The sequence below is a fragment of the Cutibacterium sp. KBN10P07758 genome, assembly GCF_050286205.1.
Lineage (GTDB): Bacteria > Actinomycetota > Actinomycetes > Propionibacteriales > Propionibacteriaceae > Cutibacterium > Cutibacterium acnes.
The window spans coordinates 1469950-1487308 of sequence record NZ_JBNNQV010000001.1 but is presented as its reverse complement, the minus strand read 5'-3'; the positions used below and the strand labels follow the sequence as shown (position 1 = coordinate 1487308).

Below are 17359 nucleotides of genomic sequence, written 5' to 3'. Positions count from 1 at the left end.
AACATGCACGTGTCCATCGCTCAACTCGGGTCTACTCAGATGCTGTCGACCTTGGCGATGGATGCTGTCATTGTTGGTCTCATTGTGTGTTGTGCCGTTCTCTACATGATGTGGCTTCTTATTAGGCACCGCGTTCTCATGCGTAGACGCGGTGCTTTTTTATGCGGTCTTCGCGTGATGGGTGGCCCCAAGCCGGGCGGCTGGATGATTGGGAGCGCTCGTTACGCTGATGGGGCCTTTGAATGGTACCGAGCTATCGACCCTCGCCACGTCCCAACGATCGTCTTGAGGCGGGGCGGTCTGGCCATGAGGGAGCACCACCCACCGGTCGTGGAGGACGCCTTGGCTTTAGCCTCTAACGCCTACGAAATTGTTACTCTTGAAACTGGGCATAGAGGCCGATCCTCGGTGTGCCAGATCGTTGTCGACCCTCGGGTTGTTACTGGGCTGATGTCGTGGCTGGAGGCCGCACCCCCTGGTGGCGTGGAGTACGCCACCGAAGGGCATCTCGTGTGATTATTCCTGGCCGTCGTTGGTCATCTGCGTGCTCGGGTTGCGTTCCCCGCCGGGAACCCACACCACCTCATCGGAGGAGTCTTCGCCAGCTTTATTTGCGGCTCGAGACAGGATAAATAGCAAATCGGAAAGGCGATTAAGGTAGGTGATTGCGAGCTCATTAACCCCGCCAGGTGTGGTTTCTGGATCATTCGATGTCTCGGTTCCGTAGATCTCGGCAGCTCGCCACGCAGCGCGCTCAGCCGTGCGGATAGCAGTACGGCAGACATGAAGTTGAGCACCCACGGGGTTGCCACCAGGAAGAATGAAAGACCTGAGAGTTGGCAACTGATCGCCGAATTCATCGCACCAGCGCTCTAGCCGATCGACACTCTCCTGGACAGTTCGCAGTGGTTCCCATTTTGGGTTAGCAACAAGTGGATTGGCTAGATCTGCTCCGACGTCGAACAGCTCGTTCTGGATGATGCCGAGAGCTTCTCGAACCTCTCTCGAGAGAACCTTCGTCGTGGTGTCGAGAGCAATTGCTAGGCCGATGCTGGCGTTGGCCTGATCGATGAGGCCGTAAGCCTCAACGCGGAGATCTGATTTTGCTGTCACAGAATTATCGACCAAGCGCGTAGAGCCATGATCGCCGGTACGGGTGTAGATCTTGGAAAGAATGACCATGATCCCAGCCTACGGTCGTTGCCAATGCTCGGAAGACGAACGGCGGGCGGGATTGTTTGCACTGTCTCGCCATCCTTGCCGAGATGGATACAGTTTTCCTGAGTATCGATTAAGCTGCCGAATCTGGTGACGGTGTTGCGCCTGCACTCATGGAGGTATTCCTCAGGTAGTGGCCAGATCCCGGAGCGTGTTGACGGCGTCGTCAAGCATGCTGCGAGTGAGCCGTCCGGTGTTCGTGTTCTGACGACTGACGTGGTAGCACCCCAGTACGACGATGATGGACCCGTCGGGCCGGACGAGTTGAGTGCGGGTGCCGTGACCAAAGCGGGGTGCAGGGCGCGGGACCTGCCATCCAAGACGACGGGCGGCTGCCAGGGTTGAGGTCCAGGCAATCTGCCCTAGGCACATCACTGCACGCAGGGCGGTTAAACGCGCTAGCTCATCATCAAACCAGATAGCGCAAGTGCGCTTCTCGTCGGGTCGAGGCCAGTTGTCTGGTGGTGCGCAGTGTACCGGGGCGATGATGCGACAGTCGTGAAGGGTGAGACCATCCGCAGCGTCAATGCTCTGTGCTTGTGAGGCAATGTCGGCGTCATATAAAGCGCGGTAAAGCCAGTCCCCGGACTGGTCACCGGTGAACATTCGTCCTGTGCGGTTAGCTCCGTGTGCGGCGGGAGCCAGGCCGATGATAACCATGCGAGCGGATGGATCGCCGAATGACGGTACGGGTCGCCCCCAATAAGGTTCATCACGCCATTGAGCGCGCTTAGTGACCGCTATGTCCTCGCGCCACTTGACGAGGCGCGGGCACGCGCGGCATACCGAAATAGTAGCGTCGAGATCCTCAAATTCGCTGCAGTGTGCAGCGATTCTCGCTGCATCCTCGGCGCATTTGGCGACGGGGGTGTCCGGTGATGCCGGATCTCCTGGCCATCCGCTGCCAGGGGCTACCGGTGACTCGAACAGGGTGGCGATACGTGGATGGGGGAGTGGTGTCATAGCTACTTCTTGATGATGCGGTCGTGTTGAGTGGCTCTTGGACGAAATGTTTCATGTGGTGGTGTCGGCTCATCACAGCTGTGACGACGAGGATTGCCATCACTAAGGCGTTGGTGACGGAGATGAGCGTTGGTGGCGACGAAGACGAGGTCAAGGGCTAGCTCAATGGTAGTGATGGTGGTCGTCTGTTCCTCCATGCTGGTGGACTCTGGTAATTGGCTCGCTCGTAGGCCCTCGATGCTGATGCTGTAGGCGTCATGTTTGTGCGCATTCATGCTGTTGGAATCTGGCGGTCGTGTCGGCGGGTGAATTATTACGGAAACCGGAGTATCCTCCCTGCCCGTGAGCTCAGAACACCCCATTCCCCAGCAATCTGGTCCGCTTGAGGCCGAGCTGGCGGCGGATCTCGTCCTTACCTGTGGACGAATCCAGCGGTTAGCGAAGCGGCGTGCTGGTATACCGCCTTCTTCCGTGACGTGGCGGGTGCTGCACACTCTCGAGGTGATGGGCACGATCAGCACCGGAACCTTGAGCCGCGTCGAGGGAACTAGACCCACGACGACGACAGACATCGTTGAGAGGCTTGAACGGGATGGGTTAGTAGCGCGACAACGTGATCCCCATGATGCCCGCAGTCGTCTCGTTGAGATTACGGATGCCGGGCGTGAGTACTGCCGCAACTGCGAACTGTCGGTGGGGGAGTCCGTCGTGCCGGCGCTAAACATGTTGAGCGATAGGGACCGAGATCTGCTGATGAGAGTTTTGCCCGCCTTGCGCCGGGCTGTCGAAGTGCTGTCCGAGAATGATGAGAGGACGACGAGGAATTGACGATGAGTAAAGAGCCTGTCAGACCGGCTGTGTGGGCGGTCACCATTGCGGTGGCGTTCTCCTACATGGGGGTTGGGGTGGTCGACCCGATTCTTCCCGAGATCTCTTCGGCCCTGAAGGCCAGCCCAGGTCAGACCGAGCTACTGTTCAGTACCTATCTCTTCGTGTCTGCAGCGTTGATGTTTTTTGCTTCCTGGGTCGCCACTCGCATTGGGCGCAAGAAGACCCTGCTCGTCGGCTTGGCTATCATCGTGACCTTCGCGGCGGCGTGCGCATTATCTGGGCATGTCGATCTCATCATTGGATTCCGCGGCGGTTGGGGGGTGGGCAACGCCCTGTTCGTCTCAACCGCTTTGGCCACGGTGTTAGGAGCATCCGCCGAACCCAGGCGAGCGATCATGCTCTACGAGGGTGCCTTGGGAGCTGGTATGGCTCTCGGTCCGCTCGTCGGCGGAGCCCTCGGATCGATCTCGTGGCGTGGCCCTTTCCTCGGCACAGCCGTTCTCATGGCTGTCGGACTGATCGCCATTGTTCTGTTCGTCCCGCCTACACCGATCGAACGATCTGCACGCCGCTCGGCAATCGAACCATTCCGTGCCCTCGTCGATTCGCGGGTGTCGATCCTCATGTTGGCGGCATTGGTCTACAACTATGGCTACTTCACCCTGCTGGCGTACGCGCCCTTTCCAGTAGCTGAAGCCTCCATTCGGGCCGGTGGTCAGTTCACGCCCTTGGATCTCGGCCTAGTGTTCTTTGGTTGGGGCTTGATGGTGGCGCTCGGATCGGTATGGCTTGGTCCCCGCGGTTGTGAGCATGTGGGGATTCGTCGAACGGTTGCGGTGACCTTGATCCTGTTCACCATCGACGAGATTGTCCTTGCCACCTGGATCTCCCCGATCCCACAAGTGATCGGGGTCGTTCTTGGTGGCCTGTTAATCGGGATCATTAACACTGCCATGACCGAGATCGTGATGTCGGCCAGTGACATCCAGCGCGAGGTGGCCTCTTCGGCCTATTCTGGTGTTCGGTTCCTCGGTGGCGCGTGTGCTCCAACCTTGGCTGGTGCCTTGAGCTCGATGTGGGGGATCGGAGGCCCGTATTACATTGGAGCCGTCGCCCTCGTCTTGACGATCATCCTGCTGTGGATTGACCGTCAACGTCGCATGCAAATGACCGCACACAGCGTTGCTTTGGGGTGATCTCCTCAACGACCTGGATCGGGTCTGGTAGACGAACACAGCCCAGGCGCGATGCGCAAAAGGTGCCCCGGAACTTTCGTACTATTCGATGGTGACTGATCGGATCAGTGGACTGGAAGTCCGTGACACCTCTCATGTTGAATAGTTGAATGCCAGGCCTGGATCAGAGGGGGAGACATGGTGAAGGTAGGTGACATTGAGGTTGTTCCTGGTTTCATTATCGCTGAGACAGATTTGCGGGAGAGATTTTCACACAGTTCTGGTCCTGGCGGGCAAGGGGTCAACACGACCGATTCCAGAGTGGAACTGATGTTTGACGTCGCTCGTTCCGGTGCCGTCCCGGACCGTCTACGCCCGGTAATCATGTCGGTATTGAAAAATCGACTCGTAGACGGTGTGTTGACGGTAACGGTTCATGATGAGCGGTCTCAGCTTGCGAATCGCAAGCTAGCTCGCGCTCGTCTCGTCGGACTGTTGCAAACGGCGTGCACTCAGCCGCGGCGACGTCGCGCCACCCGGCGTACTCGTGGATCCCAGCGTCGCCGCTTGGATGCTAAGAAACGGCGTGGTGAGCTCAAGAGGAATCGTCAACGTCCGACGTGGTGACGAGGATTTGTCTCCCGCAGTGCAATGCTCGTTGTGGAGGGGCAGTGTGAGGGGAAAGTTCCAGGCACCATCGTGCGGTGTCTCCTTCTGCAAAATGACATAATGTCTCTTATCGGTCAACTAGGTTAGCTGGGGAGACTTCCCACCAGCCTTGTCATTAGCCTGGGTCGTGGCAGGCGCAAGAACTGGGTTTATTGTCCCTGGTCGTTCGACGATCGATCATGCAGAGTGACGCTCACAAGCAGATCGACCAACGCTTTAGGCTGCTTTAGAAGAAGTCATACCTCGTAACCCCGCTCGTTGCTGGCGCACTGATTTTGCCCGCGGCACTGCCCGCCACGGCTGCACAGGCTAGTGCTCCTGCCCCCGCTGCCGTTTCGACCGTGAACAAGACGGCGCTGACCACCGATCAGATCAAGGCTGAGCGTTCTGCGCTTAACTCGCGCATCAACATGCTCCAAGAGACCCAGAAAGCCATTCCAGGGTCGCAGTACGCTGACCAGATTGAGGATCTTATTAAGACCGCTCTGGATCTCAGTGGCGCCATCGACACGATCGCTCACGGTGGCGTTCCAGCCTATGACCCGGCCACCATCGTGCCCCGCATCCACCTCGCCATCGACGCTGCTGATGCGATCAAGACCGGCAACACCACATTGCAGCACAAGGTCAAGAAGGCTCACGTTGAGCTTGGTCTTGAGATTGCCAAGGCGTCGATCGTCGCTATTAATCCGGCGAGCTCCGTCGCCCAGGTTCAAGACGAGATCAAAGCTCTCAAAGCTCGTATCGACAAGGTTTCCGCCTACCCTGATCTCAGCAAGGATGACACTGCGACTATCGCCTACAAGCAGACGCTGCGCAAGACAATCCACGAGGTCCGCGTCGGGCGCAACAAGAACATCGTTGGCAAAAAGGATCAGGCTGTCGTTGACACTCTGAACAAGGAAATCAGCAAGGCTGACAAAGTCCGTGCCAACGCGAAGTCCACGGTGGCTCAGGTTGACACTGCCGTCGATCAGCTTCGTGCCGCTTACCAGACCGCTCTCAACGCCCCCGACAAGGCGAAGAAGTGATCGACTCGTAACTTCCGGACATTTTCGCAGAGGCCGGCCACGGGAGGATTCCTCCTGTGGCCGGCCTTGTTCACCCTCAATCCGTGCCTGTGGTGGGGGCGAACGTCTTCAGTGGTGATCGGGATACATTAGTGAGGTGCAACTTGGCATTCGAGGGTCGGTGATGCGTGGTGAATGACTACTTGGTCAGGCGATCTTTCAACGTTCTGTACATCTGGATTGACGCAATCTTGCTACTGGCTTTCCTCTGCATACTGGCGCGAACACGGCGCCGTGCTGCCCTCGTCGTCGGATTGCTCGGTGGCGTCGCCTACCTCGTCGTCGATTACGGCTTCTTCTACGCTCTACTTGGAACGCGTACCGTCGTTGGCATGAGCGTCCTGCCACTGGAAATTTGGCTGTCATTCAGCTACGGCATTACGAATATGGCGTGGATGTGGCTATGGTTCGACGAGCCCGGAAACCGTTGGGAGTGGTCGATCCTTTTCCCCGCTGGGTGGCTGACCAGCGCTTTGGTCAGTCAGGGGTTCGGTGGAATGTTCCATAGTGTGCAGATTGCGCGTCATGTCAGCAGTTACCACGGCATCATGGTCGCTTTCGCGCTCGTTGGGTACGGATGGCTTGCGATGCACAACTTGCGTCACCCTGATGAGCGCTATTCGATTCGCTCGGCCTTGATAATCGGCATCGGCATCCAGTTCACCTGGGAGGCAGTGCTGATGATCTCGGGTATCAGGCCGTTGACATGGCACCCGCTTGTTATCGATTCTCTCATCGAGACGAATCTCGGCGCTCCGTTCATGTTGCTCATTGTGAAAGCTTGGCGCGCGCGCCATCCGAAGGAATTCCTGGCTCTACCAGTCCGCGCCCGACCGCCCGTGGCACAGCGCGAGTCTATATGAGGGATGATCTTGTTTCTCGACGCCTTCTACAGCGTCCTTGAGAGCCTCTGCGAGCGAAGGGCGCGGGTGTAGGTCTCCCCGGGGCTCGTTGTGGTCCCTCCTCTGCGTGACGCAGAGCCGTGTGATGAGGCGAAGTCATGACCGGGATCGATAGTTACGGTAGAAGCCGGCACGCGGGTATGTTGATATCGCCATTTAGCGATATCATCGCCATATGGCAATTGATACTGTCGATGAACCCGATGTCGAACTCGGTGACCTCACCCGTCTGGCGGCCGTCTTCAAAAGTCTCGGGGACCCTCACCGGCTCGTCATCGTCCAGCACCTGTTCCGTGGTGAACACCGCGTCACTGATCTGGTCGCTCATCTAGGGCTGGCTCAGTCGACGGTTTCTTCCCACGTCGCCACGCTGCGAGACGCCGGCCTGTTGGCAAGTCACGCTCATGGCCGGGCGATGTATTACACGTTGGCGCACCCACAACAAATTCGTCGTTTGATGCTGTTGGCTGACATTCTGATAAGAGACGGCGGGGAGTGCGCTGAGCTATGCGGCATGCTCGATGTTGAGTACCGTGGAGAACCCAGCGATGACCATATCGGCGGCAATGACGACGCAGTGAGGGAAGAATATTGAGCAATCACAGGCATGATCATTCTCTACCCTCGGACGCGGACTCCCGATACCTCGTTGCTGCGCTTACACTCCTGGCGGCGTTCATGATCACGGAGATCATCACAGCTGTCATCTCCGGGTCGCTGGCGCTGCTCTCCGACGCTGGCCACATGCTGTCGGACATTGGTGCCATCGCCATTGCCCTGTGGGCTGCGAGACTCACTCGGCGCCGTCCGCAGGGATCGTGGACGTGGGGTTGGAAACGAGCCGAGATCATGTCGGCTGCGGTCAATGGCGTCACGCTGCTCGTGGTCGCCATCCTCGTCGGAATCGAGGCTGTTCGACGCCTCGTCACTCCCCCTGCCGTTGGCGGAGGGCTGGTTATGGTCATCGCCGCTGTAGGCGTTGTCGTCAACGTCGCGGTTGCTTGGCTGGTGGCACGAGCCAATCGCCGTAGTCTCAACGTCGAAGGTGCCTACCAACATATTCTCACTGACCTATTCGGGTTCATCGGCACCTTGGTGGCGGGCCTGGTCATTGTGACGACCGGATGGACCCGTGCGGATGCCATTGCCTCCCTTATTATCTGTGGTCTTATGCTCCGCGCTGCGTGGTCCCTCCTTAGCCAGACGGGGCGGATACTGATGGAGGTTGCGCCCGCCTCCCTCGACCTTGATGAGGTGCGACACCATCTTATGGACCTTGACCATGTGAGATCGGTTCATGATCTCCACGCGTGGACGGTGTCGAGCGATCTACCAGCGCTCAGCGCCCATATCGTCGTCGAGGACTCCTGCTTCGCCGATGGTCATGCCCCCATCCTCTTGGCACAGATCCAGCAGTGCTTGTCGGGCCACTTCGACCTCGACCATTCGACGCTACAGCTAGAACCACCCCGGCACGCCGGCACCGAAAATCAAACGATGTGACGCGAAGGGGTCCCAGCTCGGAGGCTAGGACCCCATGATCTTGCATGATTACTGAGCTTCAACACATGTCACAGAAATCATGTCACGGAAAGATCAGAAGTTGATCATGTGTCCCTCGACGCCTTCCGCAGCATCCTTGAGAGCTTCCGACAGCGACGGGTGCGCGTGGATGTTGCGGCCGATCTCCTCAGCGGTGATGTCCCACAGCTGTGCCAAGGTTAGTTCGGGGAGCAACTCGGAGACGTCATGGCCGACTAGCGAGGCACCGAGAAGCTCGCCGTGACGGGCGTCGGCGACGATCTTCACGAAGCCGGTGCCATCGCCCAGACCCCACGCCTTGCCATTGGCGGCGAACGGGAATTTGGACACCTTGACGTCGTAGCCCTTTTCCCGGGCCTGGTCCTCCGAGTAACCGAAAGAACCAACCTGCGGCTGACAGTAGGTAGCGCGCGGAATCATGTCGTAGTTGATGGGCATGGTCTGTGCCCCAGCAATTGTCTCGGCGGCGACGACGCCTTGAGCCTCGGCGGTATGGGCCAGCATGAGCTTGGCGGTACAGTCGCCAATGGCGTAGATGCCGTCAACGTTGGTGCGCATAAAGTCGTCGATCTCGATGGCGCCACGCTCGGTGAGCTTCACGCCGGTCTTCTCCAGGCCGTAGCCCTCAACCCGCGGAGCGAATCCGACGGCTTGCAAAACGCGGTCGGCTTCAATGACCTTGGACTCCCCACCCTTCGACGGCGAGATGGTGACCTTGACCTTGTCACCGGAGTCGTCGATGGAATCGACCTTAGTGGAAGTCAGCACCTTAATGCCGAGTTTCTTGTAGGCCTTAGCCAGCTCGGCCGAGACCTCCTTGTCCTCGTTCGGGACCATACGATCGAGAAATTCAACGATGGTCACGTCACAGCCGTAATTAGCCAGCACATAGGCGAACTCAGTACCGATGGCTCCAGAACCGGCGATGACGATGGATCCAGGGACGGTGTCGGAAAGGATCTGTTCCTTGTAGGTGACGACCCGACCGGAGAGCTGGGTGCCTGGCAGAGTCTTGACGACCGAACCGACTGCGATGATCGCGTTGTCGAAAGTGATCTCGTCGGTCACCTTGCCGTCAGAGTCTTTAACAGAGATGGCCTTGGGGCCGGTGAACTCCCCCCAGCCGTTGAACTCGGTGATTTTGTTCTTCTTCATGAGGAAGTGGATGCCCTTGACCATGCGGGCAGACACTTCGCGGGAACGACTGAAGGCTTTGCCGAAGTCGACGGTGATGTCCCCGCCAATACCGAAGGTCTTGGCCTCCTTGGTGACGATGTGGGCTAGTTCTGCGTTGCGCAAAAGTGACTTGGTGGGGATGCAACCAACATTGAGGCAAACACCACCCCAATACTCCTTCTCGATGATGGCGGTCTTCTTACCGAGCTGGGCGGCACGAATGGCGGCAACATAGCCACCGGGGCCGGCTCCAAGGACAACGACGTCAAAATGTGAGCTCATAGGTAACACTCTAGTGGGAACATCGGTCTGTGACGAAGATCTCACTGAAGAGATCTCGACTGGCTTGCTCGACCCGTTCTTCCCGAGGGGAGGAACTCAGATCTGATATATCCTGGTCAGGAAATGAGTTGTCGTCGAAAGGATCTGCTGTGGACAACATCACCCCAGCTTCGGTCGGTCGTCTTATCCGCGACGCACGCAAGCAGCATGGAATGACGCAGAACCAATTGGCGGAGATCCTGAAGACCTCCCAGAGCGCTATCCACCGGGTGGAATCAGGCACGCAGAACCTCTCTCTGGAGTACATCAACCGCATCGCGGAGGCGTTAGAGTCTCCCATCATCACCCAGCCGGGAAGCGGTACCATGAATTACCGCATCGAAGGAGGTCATCAACTTTCGGGCTCTATCGAGGTGCGGTCCTCCAAAAACGCGGCCGTCGCGCTGCTATGCGCCTGTCTCATCAACAGGGGCCGTACCGTGCTACGCGGTATCGCCCACATCGAGGAGGTTAACCGCATTCTTGAGGTGCTGACCTCCATCGGCGTCACCTACGAGTGGTCTGACGACGAGCATGATCTCACCCTGATTCGTCCGGCTGAGCTCAACCTTGACGATATGGACATCGAGGCTGCCCGACGTACCCGAAGCGTCATCATGTTCCTCGGACCGTTGATGCGGTTCTACGACACCTTCAAACTCCCCTACGCCGGCGGCTGCAACCTCGGCGCTCGAACTGTCGAACCTCACCTGCAGGTGCTACGTGCTTTCGGCCTTGACGTTGTTGCCACCGAGGGCTTTTACCAGTGCCACGTCACCGATCACACCGTCAAGGAGCGTCACATCGTCCTGACTGAGCGTGGCGACACTGTTACCGAGAATGCTCTGCTGGCTGCCGCCCAGACCCCCGGCGTGACTGTGCTGCGTAATGCCAGCTCGAACTATATGGTTCAGGACTTGTGCGTGTTCCTATGCCAGCTCGGTGTGCAGATTGAGGGCATCGGAACGACGACCTTGCGAATCCGCGGCGTTGAAGAGATCGACGTTGATGTCGAGTACGCCCCGTCTGAAGATCCGATTGAGGCTATGAGCCTCCTCACGGCGGCGGTCGTCACCAAGTCGGAGCTGACGATCACACGCTGCCCGATCGAATTCCTTGAAATTGAGCTGGCGATCCTGTCTGAGATGGGTCTGGATTTCGACCTCTCCCCCGAGTACGTCTCTCGCAACGGGTTCACCCGTCTCGTTGATGTCACGGTGCGCCCCAGCAAGTTGCGAGCGGTAGCTGACAAAATCCACCCGATGCCCTTCCCGGGCCTCAACATCGACAACCTACCGTTCTTTGCGGTTATTGCTGCGGAGGCAGAAGGCCAGACCCTCATCCATGACTGGTGCTACGAGAATCGTGCGATCCACTTGCTCGACTTGGGCAAACTTGGCGCTGACGTTCAGCTGCTCGATCCGCACCGTCTCATCGTGCGGGGCCCGACCCGTTGGCGTGGTCGCGAACTCATCTGCCCGCCGGCCTTGCGTCCTGCCGTCTGTCTGCTATTGGCCGCTCTGGCCGCTTCGGGAGAAACGACCCTGCGCGACGTCTACATGATCAACCGCGGTTACGAAGATCTCCCGACCCGGCTTGGGGCGTTGGGAGCCAAGATCACCGTCTTCCATGGCTGAGCCGCGGCGTCCTCGGGCCACCAGTCCAACTCGTCACCAGGATGCGCCACGGTGCGCTCGAGGACAGTATGTACGACACCGGCTGCTTTACCGAGCGTGGCATCCAGTGGCTCCCCTTTCACCAACCCTGCGGTGAGAACGGCACTGGTGAGGTCGCCTGCGCCGTTGAAGTAACGGTCGAAGAGAGGGCCGTGGGTCAAAACAGCTCCCTCCCCCGTCACCCCGACCATCGCGATGCCGTCGCCACCGTCGTCGTGGTACGGCACCGAGGTGACGATGACGAGGTGCGGTCCGGTGAGACTTCGAGCCGCTCTGACGATGTCGTCAAGAGTGCGAGGCTCGGTTCCCGTCAGGATGCCCAGCTCGGCGAGGTTTGGCACCACGACGTCGGCGTGTTGAACGGCATCCGTCATCAATGACACGGTTTCGTCAGGGACGTATGCCCTGAGCTCGCCGTCTGGGGTCATGTCCCCCATGACGGGGTCGCAGACCCATATCGTGTCGGGGTGGAGGGCACGGCACCGCTCCACGGTTCGGAGCACTGCTGGCCCGGTGCGCGGGGTGAGGTACCCGGACAGCACCGCATCAACATGTTTGAGCTCACCATTGGAGTCAAGGGCGTTAACCATGGCGTCGATCTGCTCAGAATCGATAGGGATACCTGCGACGCTGGAGCGTCCATTGTGGTTTGACAACAGTGCTGTAGGCATCCCCCAGGCGCGCACGCCCATAGCCCGCATCACGGGAACAGCGATGCTGTTGCCGACGGTTCCCTGGACGACGTGGGACTGCAGCGATAAGACAGTAACGCTCACACTAGGCCATGGTAGTCACTCATCTGATACTTCTCCGGAGCACAATGGACTGCTGTGAGAGCCACTGACTATCCCTATTGCCAGAGTCCGTTCACCGTCTTAGCTCATCGTGGTGGTGCTGGCATGGCCGTCAACAAGGGAATTGAGAACACCCTTGCTGCCTTCGGCCACGCGGTCGAGGTGGGATGCACCTACCTTGAAACTGACGTTCACGCGACCAGCGACGGGGTGCTAGTGGCCTTCCACGATCCGATACTCGATCGCGTCACTGAATCAGGCGGAGTCATCGCCGCCATGCCGTGGCACAAGGTCAAACAAGCCAAGGTTGGTGGCGAACCGATCCCCACCTTAGATGAGATTTTCGACGCCTTTCCCGAGGCGTTCATCAATATCGACATCAAGCATGATGGCGCCACCATGCCGCTCATCGACGTTCTTTCCCGTCACCGGGCTTGGAGTCGGGTTTGCGTCGGGTCGTTCAGCAGTAAACGCATCCAGACCTTCCGTCGCCTGGTTCAGGGACGCACTGCGACTGCGGTGGGGCCGGTGGGAGTCGGCTGGGCTGTCATCGGCCCTCATAGCATGCAGATGGCACAGTCCCATGGGAATGCGTACCAGGTGCCGCATCGCTTGACCCGGTATGGGGTGCCCCTTGTGACACCGACCTTTATTAAAGCTGCCCATCGTCAGGGGCGAGCTGTTCACGTCTGGACGGTTAATGAGATCTCAGAGGCTCGAGAACTGATGGATATGGGGGTCGACGGCATCGTCACAGATCGCCCAGACCTCATGTGCGAGTTTGCCCGCGTTCATCAACCGAAAGAAGCGCCAACTCTCATCCCGCGGTGATCCCACTGTGATGGCTGACATTATCGGCCACTACCGTACGTCCACGAAGTGAACGTACGGTAGTGGCCATCCGTTCTGCTCCCCGAGATTTGTGACTTGTGGGATGCTGGGGTTATTGAGGCCCAACCAGGGCCTGATGCCTACAAGCAGGAAGGAGCATCATGGCCGACCGTGCGCTACGAGGCATGGGGTTAGGATCCAAGAGTTTTGAGGATGAAGAAGGCGTTGAGATGGCCGAACGCCAGCAAATTGGCTTTGACTGTCAAAACGGCCACCACTTCGAGCTCACTTTCTCCACCGAGGCAGAACTGCCGAGCTTGTGGGAGTGCCCGCGTTGCGGTGCAGAAGCGTTGCGTAGCGACGGTACTGATCCTCAGCGGAAGAAGCAGAAGCCGCAGCGCACCCACTGGGACATGCTTACTGAACGCCGCTCGATACCCGAACTTGAAGAATTACTTGCCGAAAGGCTGGATGAAATCCGTAAGGAGAATTAATCCCGCCGAGGTGCGCCCCGCGGACGCGATGTGATCCATGGGGCGCACGTCTGGTCAGTGGCGAGAACGACGCTCTTTGATGTCTCCGGCGATCTTTTCAGCTCGGTCCAAGGCCACGTGGCTAAGATCCTTGAGCTGGTGGGAACGGTAATCGAACCCCCACATGGTCGTGCGCAACAATGCTTCGACGACGATGTTCTTGCTCATTTTGGAGCTGCCGTACTCTCGTTCGATGAACTCGATCGGGACCTCAGCGACGGTCATGCCCTTCTTGAGGGTGCGCCAGGTGAGGTCGAGCTGGAAACAGTAACCAGCCGAGGCGACGTCGTCGAGTCCGATGGCGCGCAGGGTGTTAGCACGGAAGGCGTTGAATCCGCCGGTGGGATCTTTGACGCCGATCCCCAGGCACATCCGCGTCCACAGACCGCCACCTCGGGAGATGAGTTCGCGGTACTTTGGCCAGTTGACCACCGATCCACCCTTGACGTAGCGGGACCCTTTGACCATATCGGCCTGCTTAAGGGCTTTCAGCAGCAGCGGCAGTTGCTCAGGCTGGTGGGAGCCGTCGGCGTCCATTTCGACTAGGGCGTCATAGCCATGGTCAAGGCCCCAGTGGAATCCGGCCAGATATGCGGCTCCCAGGCCTTCCTTACCTTTGCGGTGCATAACGTGGACGTGGTCGTCGGCAGACGCAATGCGGTCGGCAATCTCTCCAGTACCGTCCGGCGAATTATCATCGGCGACCAGAACGTCGACGTTTGGGTTGGCGCGGCGGGTCCGCGCAACGATGGTCTCGACATTCTCGACCTCATTGTAGGTCGGAATGATGACAAGGACCTTGTCAAGCCGGACTTCAGTGTCGGTGGCGGACATTCCTCTCCGATCTGTTGTGATTCGCTTGTGCGAGCATAGCGCGACGGCGTTGCAGCAACGACATCGCGATAGCCCCTGCTGTCATAACGAGGACGATGATCCGCAACCATGGTGCAATCTGTACTCCGATGGTGAGGCCGGATTCGAGAGGTATAGTCACCGTGAAATGTGTATGGACTCCCTCCTCAGTGCGCAGTGCCACGGATCCGTCAGGGTTCACCAGCCCCGAGAAAGAATTCGTGGTTGAGACGACGATATGTCGTCCAGTCTCAACTGCCCTTGCCCTGGTGATCTGCCACTGTTGCGGTGTCTGGGCAGTGTCGATAAAAGATGAATTGTTGGACTGGACAGCCAGGATTTTCGCCCCGTGACGCACTGTGTCGGCGACCGTGCTGTCGTAGGCCACCTCGAAACAGACCACCACGCCAACCGGGACTCTCCGACCAGCAATGGTGGCATCAACAACGCCTGGAGTCGTCCCTGGGACGGATTGCCGTCCAATCTTTCCCAAGATAGGAATGAGCGGAAGGAAGAAGGACCGCGCGGGGATCCATTCGCCGAAAGGAACCAGGTTGCGTTTGTGATATGTCGACGTTGGTTGTGGTGACGATGGTGGCCACCACATAGATGTTGTCTGGCGCTCATTATGGCCGGGACCGTCAGTCACAGCACCAACTAAGGTCGGTCGATTCGAGAGAGTCAGCGCGCCTATAACGATCTGGTGACTTTCGAAATCGAGAACCGGATCGATATCGGTGGAGTTCTCCGGCCACAACACCATGTCGGGAGCCGGTCCGCCCGACGTCCTCTGCTCCGCGAGGGCCATGATTGTCTGGGAGAGATGATTGTCGGTGACCGAGCGTGCATATCCCATCGCGTATGGGCCGGCGGTTCCGTCCACTCCTCCCTGCACTACCAGGGTCCGCACGGAGCGTTGGTGTGAGATATCGCGGCTTACGACAGTGACACACATGGTCCCCGCCAAGGCGACGACGAGAAGCTCCGCGACGAAAACGATGCTGGCGCGACGCTGACTGCCTCCCCGGGCTGAGACGACATAGACTAATAGGCCGGACGCCAGGGCGACGAGGAAGCTCGTACCGATACTGCCCGCCCATCTGAGGACACCGACCCACGGTGTGTCGACGACTGTCCATGCCAGTCGTACCCAACCGAATCCGCCCAGCGGAATGGTGGCAGCCCCGATCTCAGTGGCCGTCCACACCATCGCCTGCCATACCGGTGTCCCTGGCAAGACGCTGACACACCGAATCGTCCACCCGGCCAGCAGACACCACAACGCCATGACAGCGATGAGAAGTATCGCCACCGGCGGGCCCATGACGCCTACCCAGGAAATGGTGGTGGTAAGCAGACCGATGCCGAAGAGATACCCCAGTCCTGCCGCGGCCCGACCACTGGCGTTGCGCACCAGCAGGATGAGCGCAGCGAGACCGGGAATGACGAGGATCCACCAGTTCAGTGGTTGGAACCCGGTACCGGTCGCGGCCCCGGCGGCAACAGCAGCTGTACCACGCAGCCACGAGGTGCGCCGCAGGCGAGAAATCACCGGGTTCCCAACATGCCGAGGTCGTCGAACATGGTGTCGAGGACGACGACTGTCTCTGTGCCGCAAAGACATTCTTTGCGAATACGCGTGAGCAACTGATCGAGGTGGCCGGCGCTGGGCGCTTGGACTCGTGCCAGATAGGACGCTGCCCCAGCGATGGAGTGACAGCCTCGTACTTCGGGGAAGGTACGTAGAATACCGGGTATCGTTTCGTCTTCTTCGGGATCGATGGGGTTGAGGAAGATAAATGCGGTGATACCCGCACCGATCGCCTCAAGGTTCAGCGTGGCGTGATATCCAGTGATGATCCCCTTGGCTTCAAGACGTTTGACACGTTGTTGGGCGGCTGAGGTCGATAGGCCGGTCTGGTGGCCGAGCTCGGTCCACGACATCCGACCGTCTTTTTCAAGCAGGGCGAGGATGTGACGATCGGTGGCTTCGAGGATCGGCGACCGATCCTCATCCTCTTCGTCGTGGTGTTTGGTCATGAATGGTTCCTCCCTGTCCCCGGCTCGACCCAATGGGATTTCAGCACACGAATGGTTGATCCGGCGAGCAAGTTTGGTGCGGCAGATGCTACCCGCGATGGACGTCCCCTGCCGTCCAGGCACACCCTGTTCACGACCTTGAGGTTAAAGCTTGCGAACCACTCCTCGAAGTCGGCGACCCCTGCATAGGACTGGCTAAGGGTGTCATGCCAGGGATACGGCAGATCGTGGGGAATCGGTATCTTCTCACCTATAATCTTAAGGCGGCTACGCCAGTACACGACGTTCAGCACCAGAAGGATAAGCACAGTCCCGATACGTGCCATTTCGGCACGCACCACATCAGGGCAGACAACCGCCTGCAAGATCTGGGACAAGATGACAACGTCATAGGAATCGTCGTGAAACTCTCCCAGATCCTCGTTGAGGTCCAACCCCAGTGCGAGCACTCTGGCCGACATCGCTGTGACCAACGACGGATGGTCGAGTTCGATCCCAGTGCCTAGGCAGTCCCTGGTGGTGATGAAGTGACGAAGGAGTAAACCGTCATCGCAGCCCAGGTCGAGAACCCGGGAGTAGGACGGTACCAGCGAGGCAACTATGCCGGGACGAAGTATCACAGCGCCGTCTCCTTCGTACACAGGTGGCCGGTGTGGCCCCAGGAAGACGCAATCGTTGCAAAGCTGACCGGGTTGATGCCGAACTCGCGCTCGACTGATTCGGGCTGACGGGATCGCCCGAACTTTTCGGCAAAAGCATCCTCCGA

The 17359-nt window shown here is 58.7% G+C and carries 21 protein-coding genes; 11 read left to right on the top strand and 10 right to left on the bottom strand.

Annotated elements, in window-relative coordinates:
- Window positions 1-3: 3 nt before the first annotated feature.
- Window positions 4-516, top strand: a complete 513-nt coding sequence (locus ACOYO3_RS07295; protein WP_002518915.1) for a DUF2550 domain-containing protein — start codon at window positions 4-6, stop codon at window positions 514-516.
- Here the strand turns inward: ACOYO3_RS07295 and ACOYO3_RS07290 are convergent, their stop codons facing one another.
- The 3 genes from ACOYO3_RS07290 to ACOYO3_RS07280 all read right to left on the bottom strand — a co-directional run bounded on the left by ACOYO3_RS07290 (window position 517) and on the right by ACOYO3_RS07280 (window position 2456).
- On the bottom strand, window positions 517-1182 hold the full coding sequence (locus tag ACOYO3_RS07290; protein ID WP_002516791.1) for a cob(I)yrinic acid a,c-diamide adenosyltransferase: 666 nt from the start codon (window positions 1180-1182) through the stop codon (window positions 517-519).
- Between the two features lie 162 nt (window positions 1183-1344).
- Window positions 1345-2181: a uracil-DNA glycosylase gene (locus ACOYO3_RS07285; RefSeq protein ID WP_002517763.1), complete on the bottom strand. Its 837-nt coding sequence runs from the start codon at window positions 2179-2181 to the stop codon at window positions 1345-1347.
- A 2-nt stretch (window positions 2182-2183) separates the two neighbouring features.
- Window positions 2184-2456, bottom strand: coding sequence for a hypothetical protein (locus tag ACOYO3_RS07280; RefSeq protein WP_002516808.1), 273 nt, complete (start codon window positions 2454-2456; stop codon window positions 2184-2186).
- 208 nt (window positions 2457-2664) lie between these two features.
- Here ACOYO3_RS07280 and ACOYO3_RS07275 point away from each other — a divergent pair, with 208 nt between their 5' ends.
- The 5 genes from ACOYO3_RS07275 (at window position 2665) to ACOYO3_RS07255 (ending at window position 6789) form a co-directional block, all read left to right on the top strand.
- On the top strand, window positions 2665-3009 hold the full coding sequence (locus ACOYO3_RS07275) for a MarR family winged helix-turn-helix transcriptional regulator (RefSeq protein WP_002518917.1): 345 nt from the start codon (window positions 2665-2667) through the stop codon (window positions 3007-3009).
- A gap of 2 nt (window positions 3010-3011) precedes the next feature.
- Window positions 3012-4208, top strand: a complete 1197-nt coding sequence (locus tag ACOYO3_RS07270) for an MFS transporter (protein WP_002516856.1) — start codon at window positions 3012-3014, stop codon at window positions 4206-4208.
- Between the two features lie 177 nt (window positions 4209-4385).
- Window positions 4386-4814, top strand: coding sequence for an alternative ribosome rescue aminoacyl-tRNA hydrolase ArfB (gene arfB, locus ACOYO3_RS07265; protein WP_002524074.1), 429 nt, complete (start codon window positions 4386-4388; stop codon window positions 4812-4814).
- A gap of 311 nt (window positions 4815-5125) precedes the next feature.
- Window positions 5126-5887 carry a CAMP factor pore-forming toxin 4 gene (camp4, locus tag ACOYO3_RS07260; RefSeq protein WP_152079302.1) on the top strand — a complete coding sequence of 254 codons (762 nt, stop codon included), beginning with the start codon at window positions 5126-5128 and terminating at the stop codon, window positions 5885-5887.
- A 167-nt stretch (window positions 5888-6054) separates the two neighbouring features.
- A complete protein-coding gene (locus ACOYO3_RS07255) occupies window positions 6055-6789 on the top strand; it encodes a hypothetical protein (protein WP_002517930.1) in 735 nt (244 codons plus the stop codon).
- 154 nt (window positions 6790-6943) lie between these two features.
- Here the strand turns inward: ACOYO3_RS07255 and ACOYO3_RS07250 are convergent, their stop codons facing one another.
- The gene (locus ACOYO3_RS07250; protein WP_002518919.1) at window positions 6944-7156 is read right to left on the bottom strand and encodes a hypothetical protein; all 213 of its coding nucleotides are present in this window, start codon (window positions 7154-7156) and stop codon (window positions 6944-6946) included.
- Between ACOYO3_RS07250 and ACOYO3_RS07245 the strand changes: the two genes are divergently transcribed.
- Both ACOYO3_RS07245 and ACOYO3_RS07240 read left to right on the top strand, forming a co-directional pair.
- Window positions 7058-7423, top strand: a complete 366-nt coding sequence (locus ACOYO3_RS07245) for an ArsR/SmtB family transcription factor (protein ID WP_225070455.1) — start codon at window positions 7058-7060, stop codon at window positions 7421-7423. The genes ACOYO3_RS07250 and ACOYO3_RS07245 overlap by 99 nt on opposite strands.
- The gene (locus ACOYO3_RS07240; protein ID WP_002516825.1) at window positions 7420-8331 is read left to right on the top strand and encodes a cation diffusion facilitator family transporter; all 912 of its coding nucleotides are present in this window, start codon (window positions 7420-7422) and stop codon (window positions 8329-8331) included. The genes ACOYO3_RS07245 and ACOYO3_RS07240 overlap by 4 nt, the downstream gene beginning before the upstream one ends.
- A 93-nt stretch (window positions 8332-8424) precedes the next feature.
- On the opposite strand, the gene lpdA is transcribed toward ACOYO3_RS07240, so the two are convergent.
- A complete protein-coding gene (gene lpdA, locus ACOYO3_RS07235; protein ID WP_002521561.1) occupies window positions 8425-9828 on the bottom strand; it encodes a dihydrolipoyl dehydrogenase in 1404 nt (467 codons plus the stop codon).
- A gap of 149 nt (window positions 9829-9977) precedes the next feature.
- On the opposite strand from lpdA, the gene ACOYO3_RS07230 reads away from it, so the two are divergent.
- Window positions 9978-11504 carry a helix-turn-helix domain-containing protein gene (locus ACOYO3_RS07230; protein ID WP_002517919.1) on the top strand — a complete coding sequence of 509 codons (1527 nt, stop codon included), beginning with the start codon at window positions 9978-9980 and terminating at the stop codon, window positions 11502-11504.
- Here the strand turns inward: ACOYO3_RS07230 and pdxY are convergent.
- Entirely contained in the window at window positions 11441-12319 is an 879-nt protein-coding gene (gene pdxY / locus ACOYO3_RS07225; protein WP_002524933.1) for a pyridoxal kinase, read from the bottom strand. The two genes, ACOYO3_RS07230 and pdxY, sit on opposite strands and share 64 nt — an antisense overlap.
- A 54-nt stretch (window positions 12320-12373) precedes the next feature.
- On the opposite strand from pdxY, the gene ACOYO3_RS07220 reads away from it, so the two are divergent.
- Both ACOYO3_RS07220 and ACOYO3_RS07215 read left to right on the top strand, forming a co-directional pair.
- Window positions 12374-13168: a glycerophosphodiester phosphodiesterase gene (locus ACOYO3_RS07220; protein WP_002517875.1), complete on the top strand. Its 795-nt coding sequence runs from the start codon at window positions 12374-12376 to the stop codon at window positions 13166-13168.
- 161 nt (window positions 13169-13329) lie between these two features.
- Window positions 13330-13662 carry an RNA polymerase-binding protein RbpA gene (locus ACOYO3_RS07215; protein WP_002513486.1) on the top strand — a complete coding sequence of 111 codons (333 nt, stop codon included), beginning with the start codon at window positions 13330-13332 and terminating at the stop codon, window positions 13660-13662.
- Between the two features lie 54 nt (window positions 13663-13716).
- Here ACOYO3_RS07215 and ACOYO3_RS07210 read toward each other — a convergent pair whose 3' ends face one another.
- From ACOYO3_RS07210 to ACOYO3_RS07195, 4 genes are read right to left on the bottom strand one after another with little or no spacing between them, the layout of a single operon-like run.
- Entirely contained in the window at window positions 13717-14535 is an 819-nt protein-coding gene (locus tag ACOYO3_RS07210; RefSeq protein ID WP_002516800.1) for a polyprenol monophosphomannose synthase, read from the bottom strand.
- Window positions 14516-16105, bottom strand: a complete 1590-nt coding sequence (gene lnt, locus ACOYO3_RS07205; protein ID WP_002524934.1) for an apolipoprotein N-acyltransferase — start codon at window positions 16103-16105, stop codon at window positions 14516-14518. Before lnt ends, ACOYO3_RS07210 begins: the two co-directional genes overlap by 20 nt.
- Window positions 16102-16593, bottom strand: coding sequence for an Lrp/AsnC family transcriptional regulator (locus tag ACOYO3_RS07200; protein WP_002513489.1), 492 nt, complete (start codon window positions 16591-16593; stop codon window positions 16102-16104). The genes lnt and ACOYO3_RS07200 overlap by 4 nt, the downstream gene beginning before the upstream one ends.
- Complete coding sequence (locus tag ACOYO3_RS07195; protein WP_002518925.1) at window positions 16590-17234, bottom strand: methionine biosynthesis protein MetW; 645 nt, start codon at window positions 17232-17234, stop codon at window positions 16590-16592. The genes ACOYO3_RS07200 and ACOYO3_RS07195 overlap by 4 nt, the downstream gene beginning before the upstream one ends.
- Window positions 17235-17359: the final 125 nt, after the last annotated feature.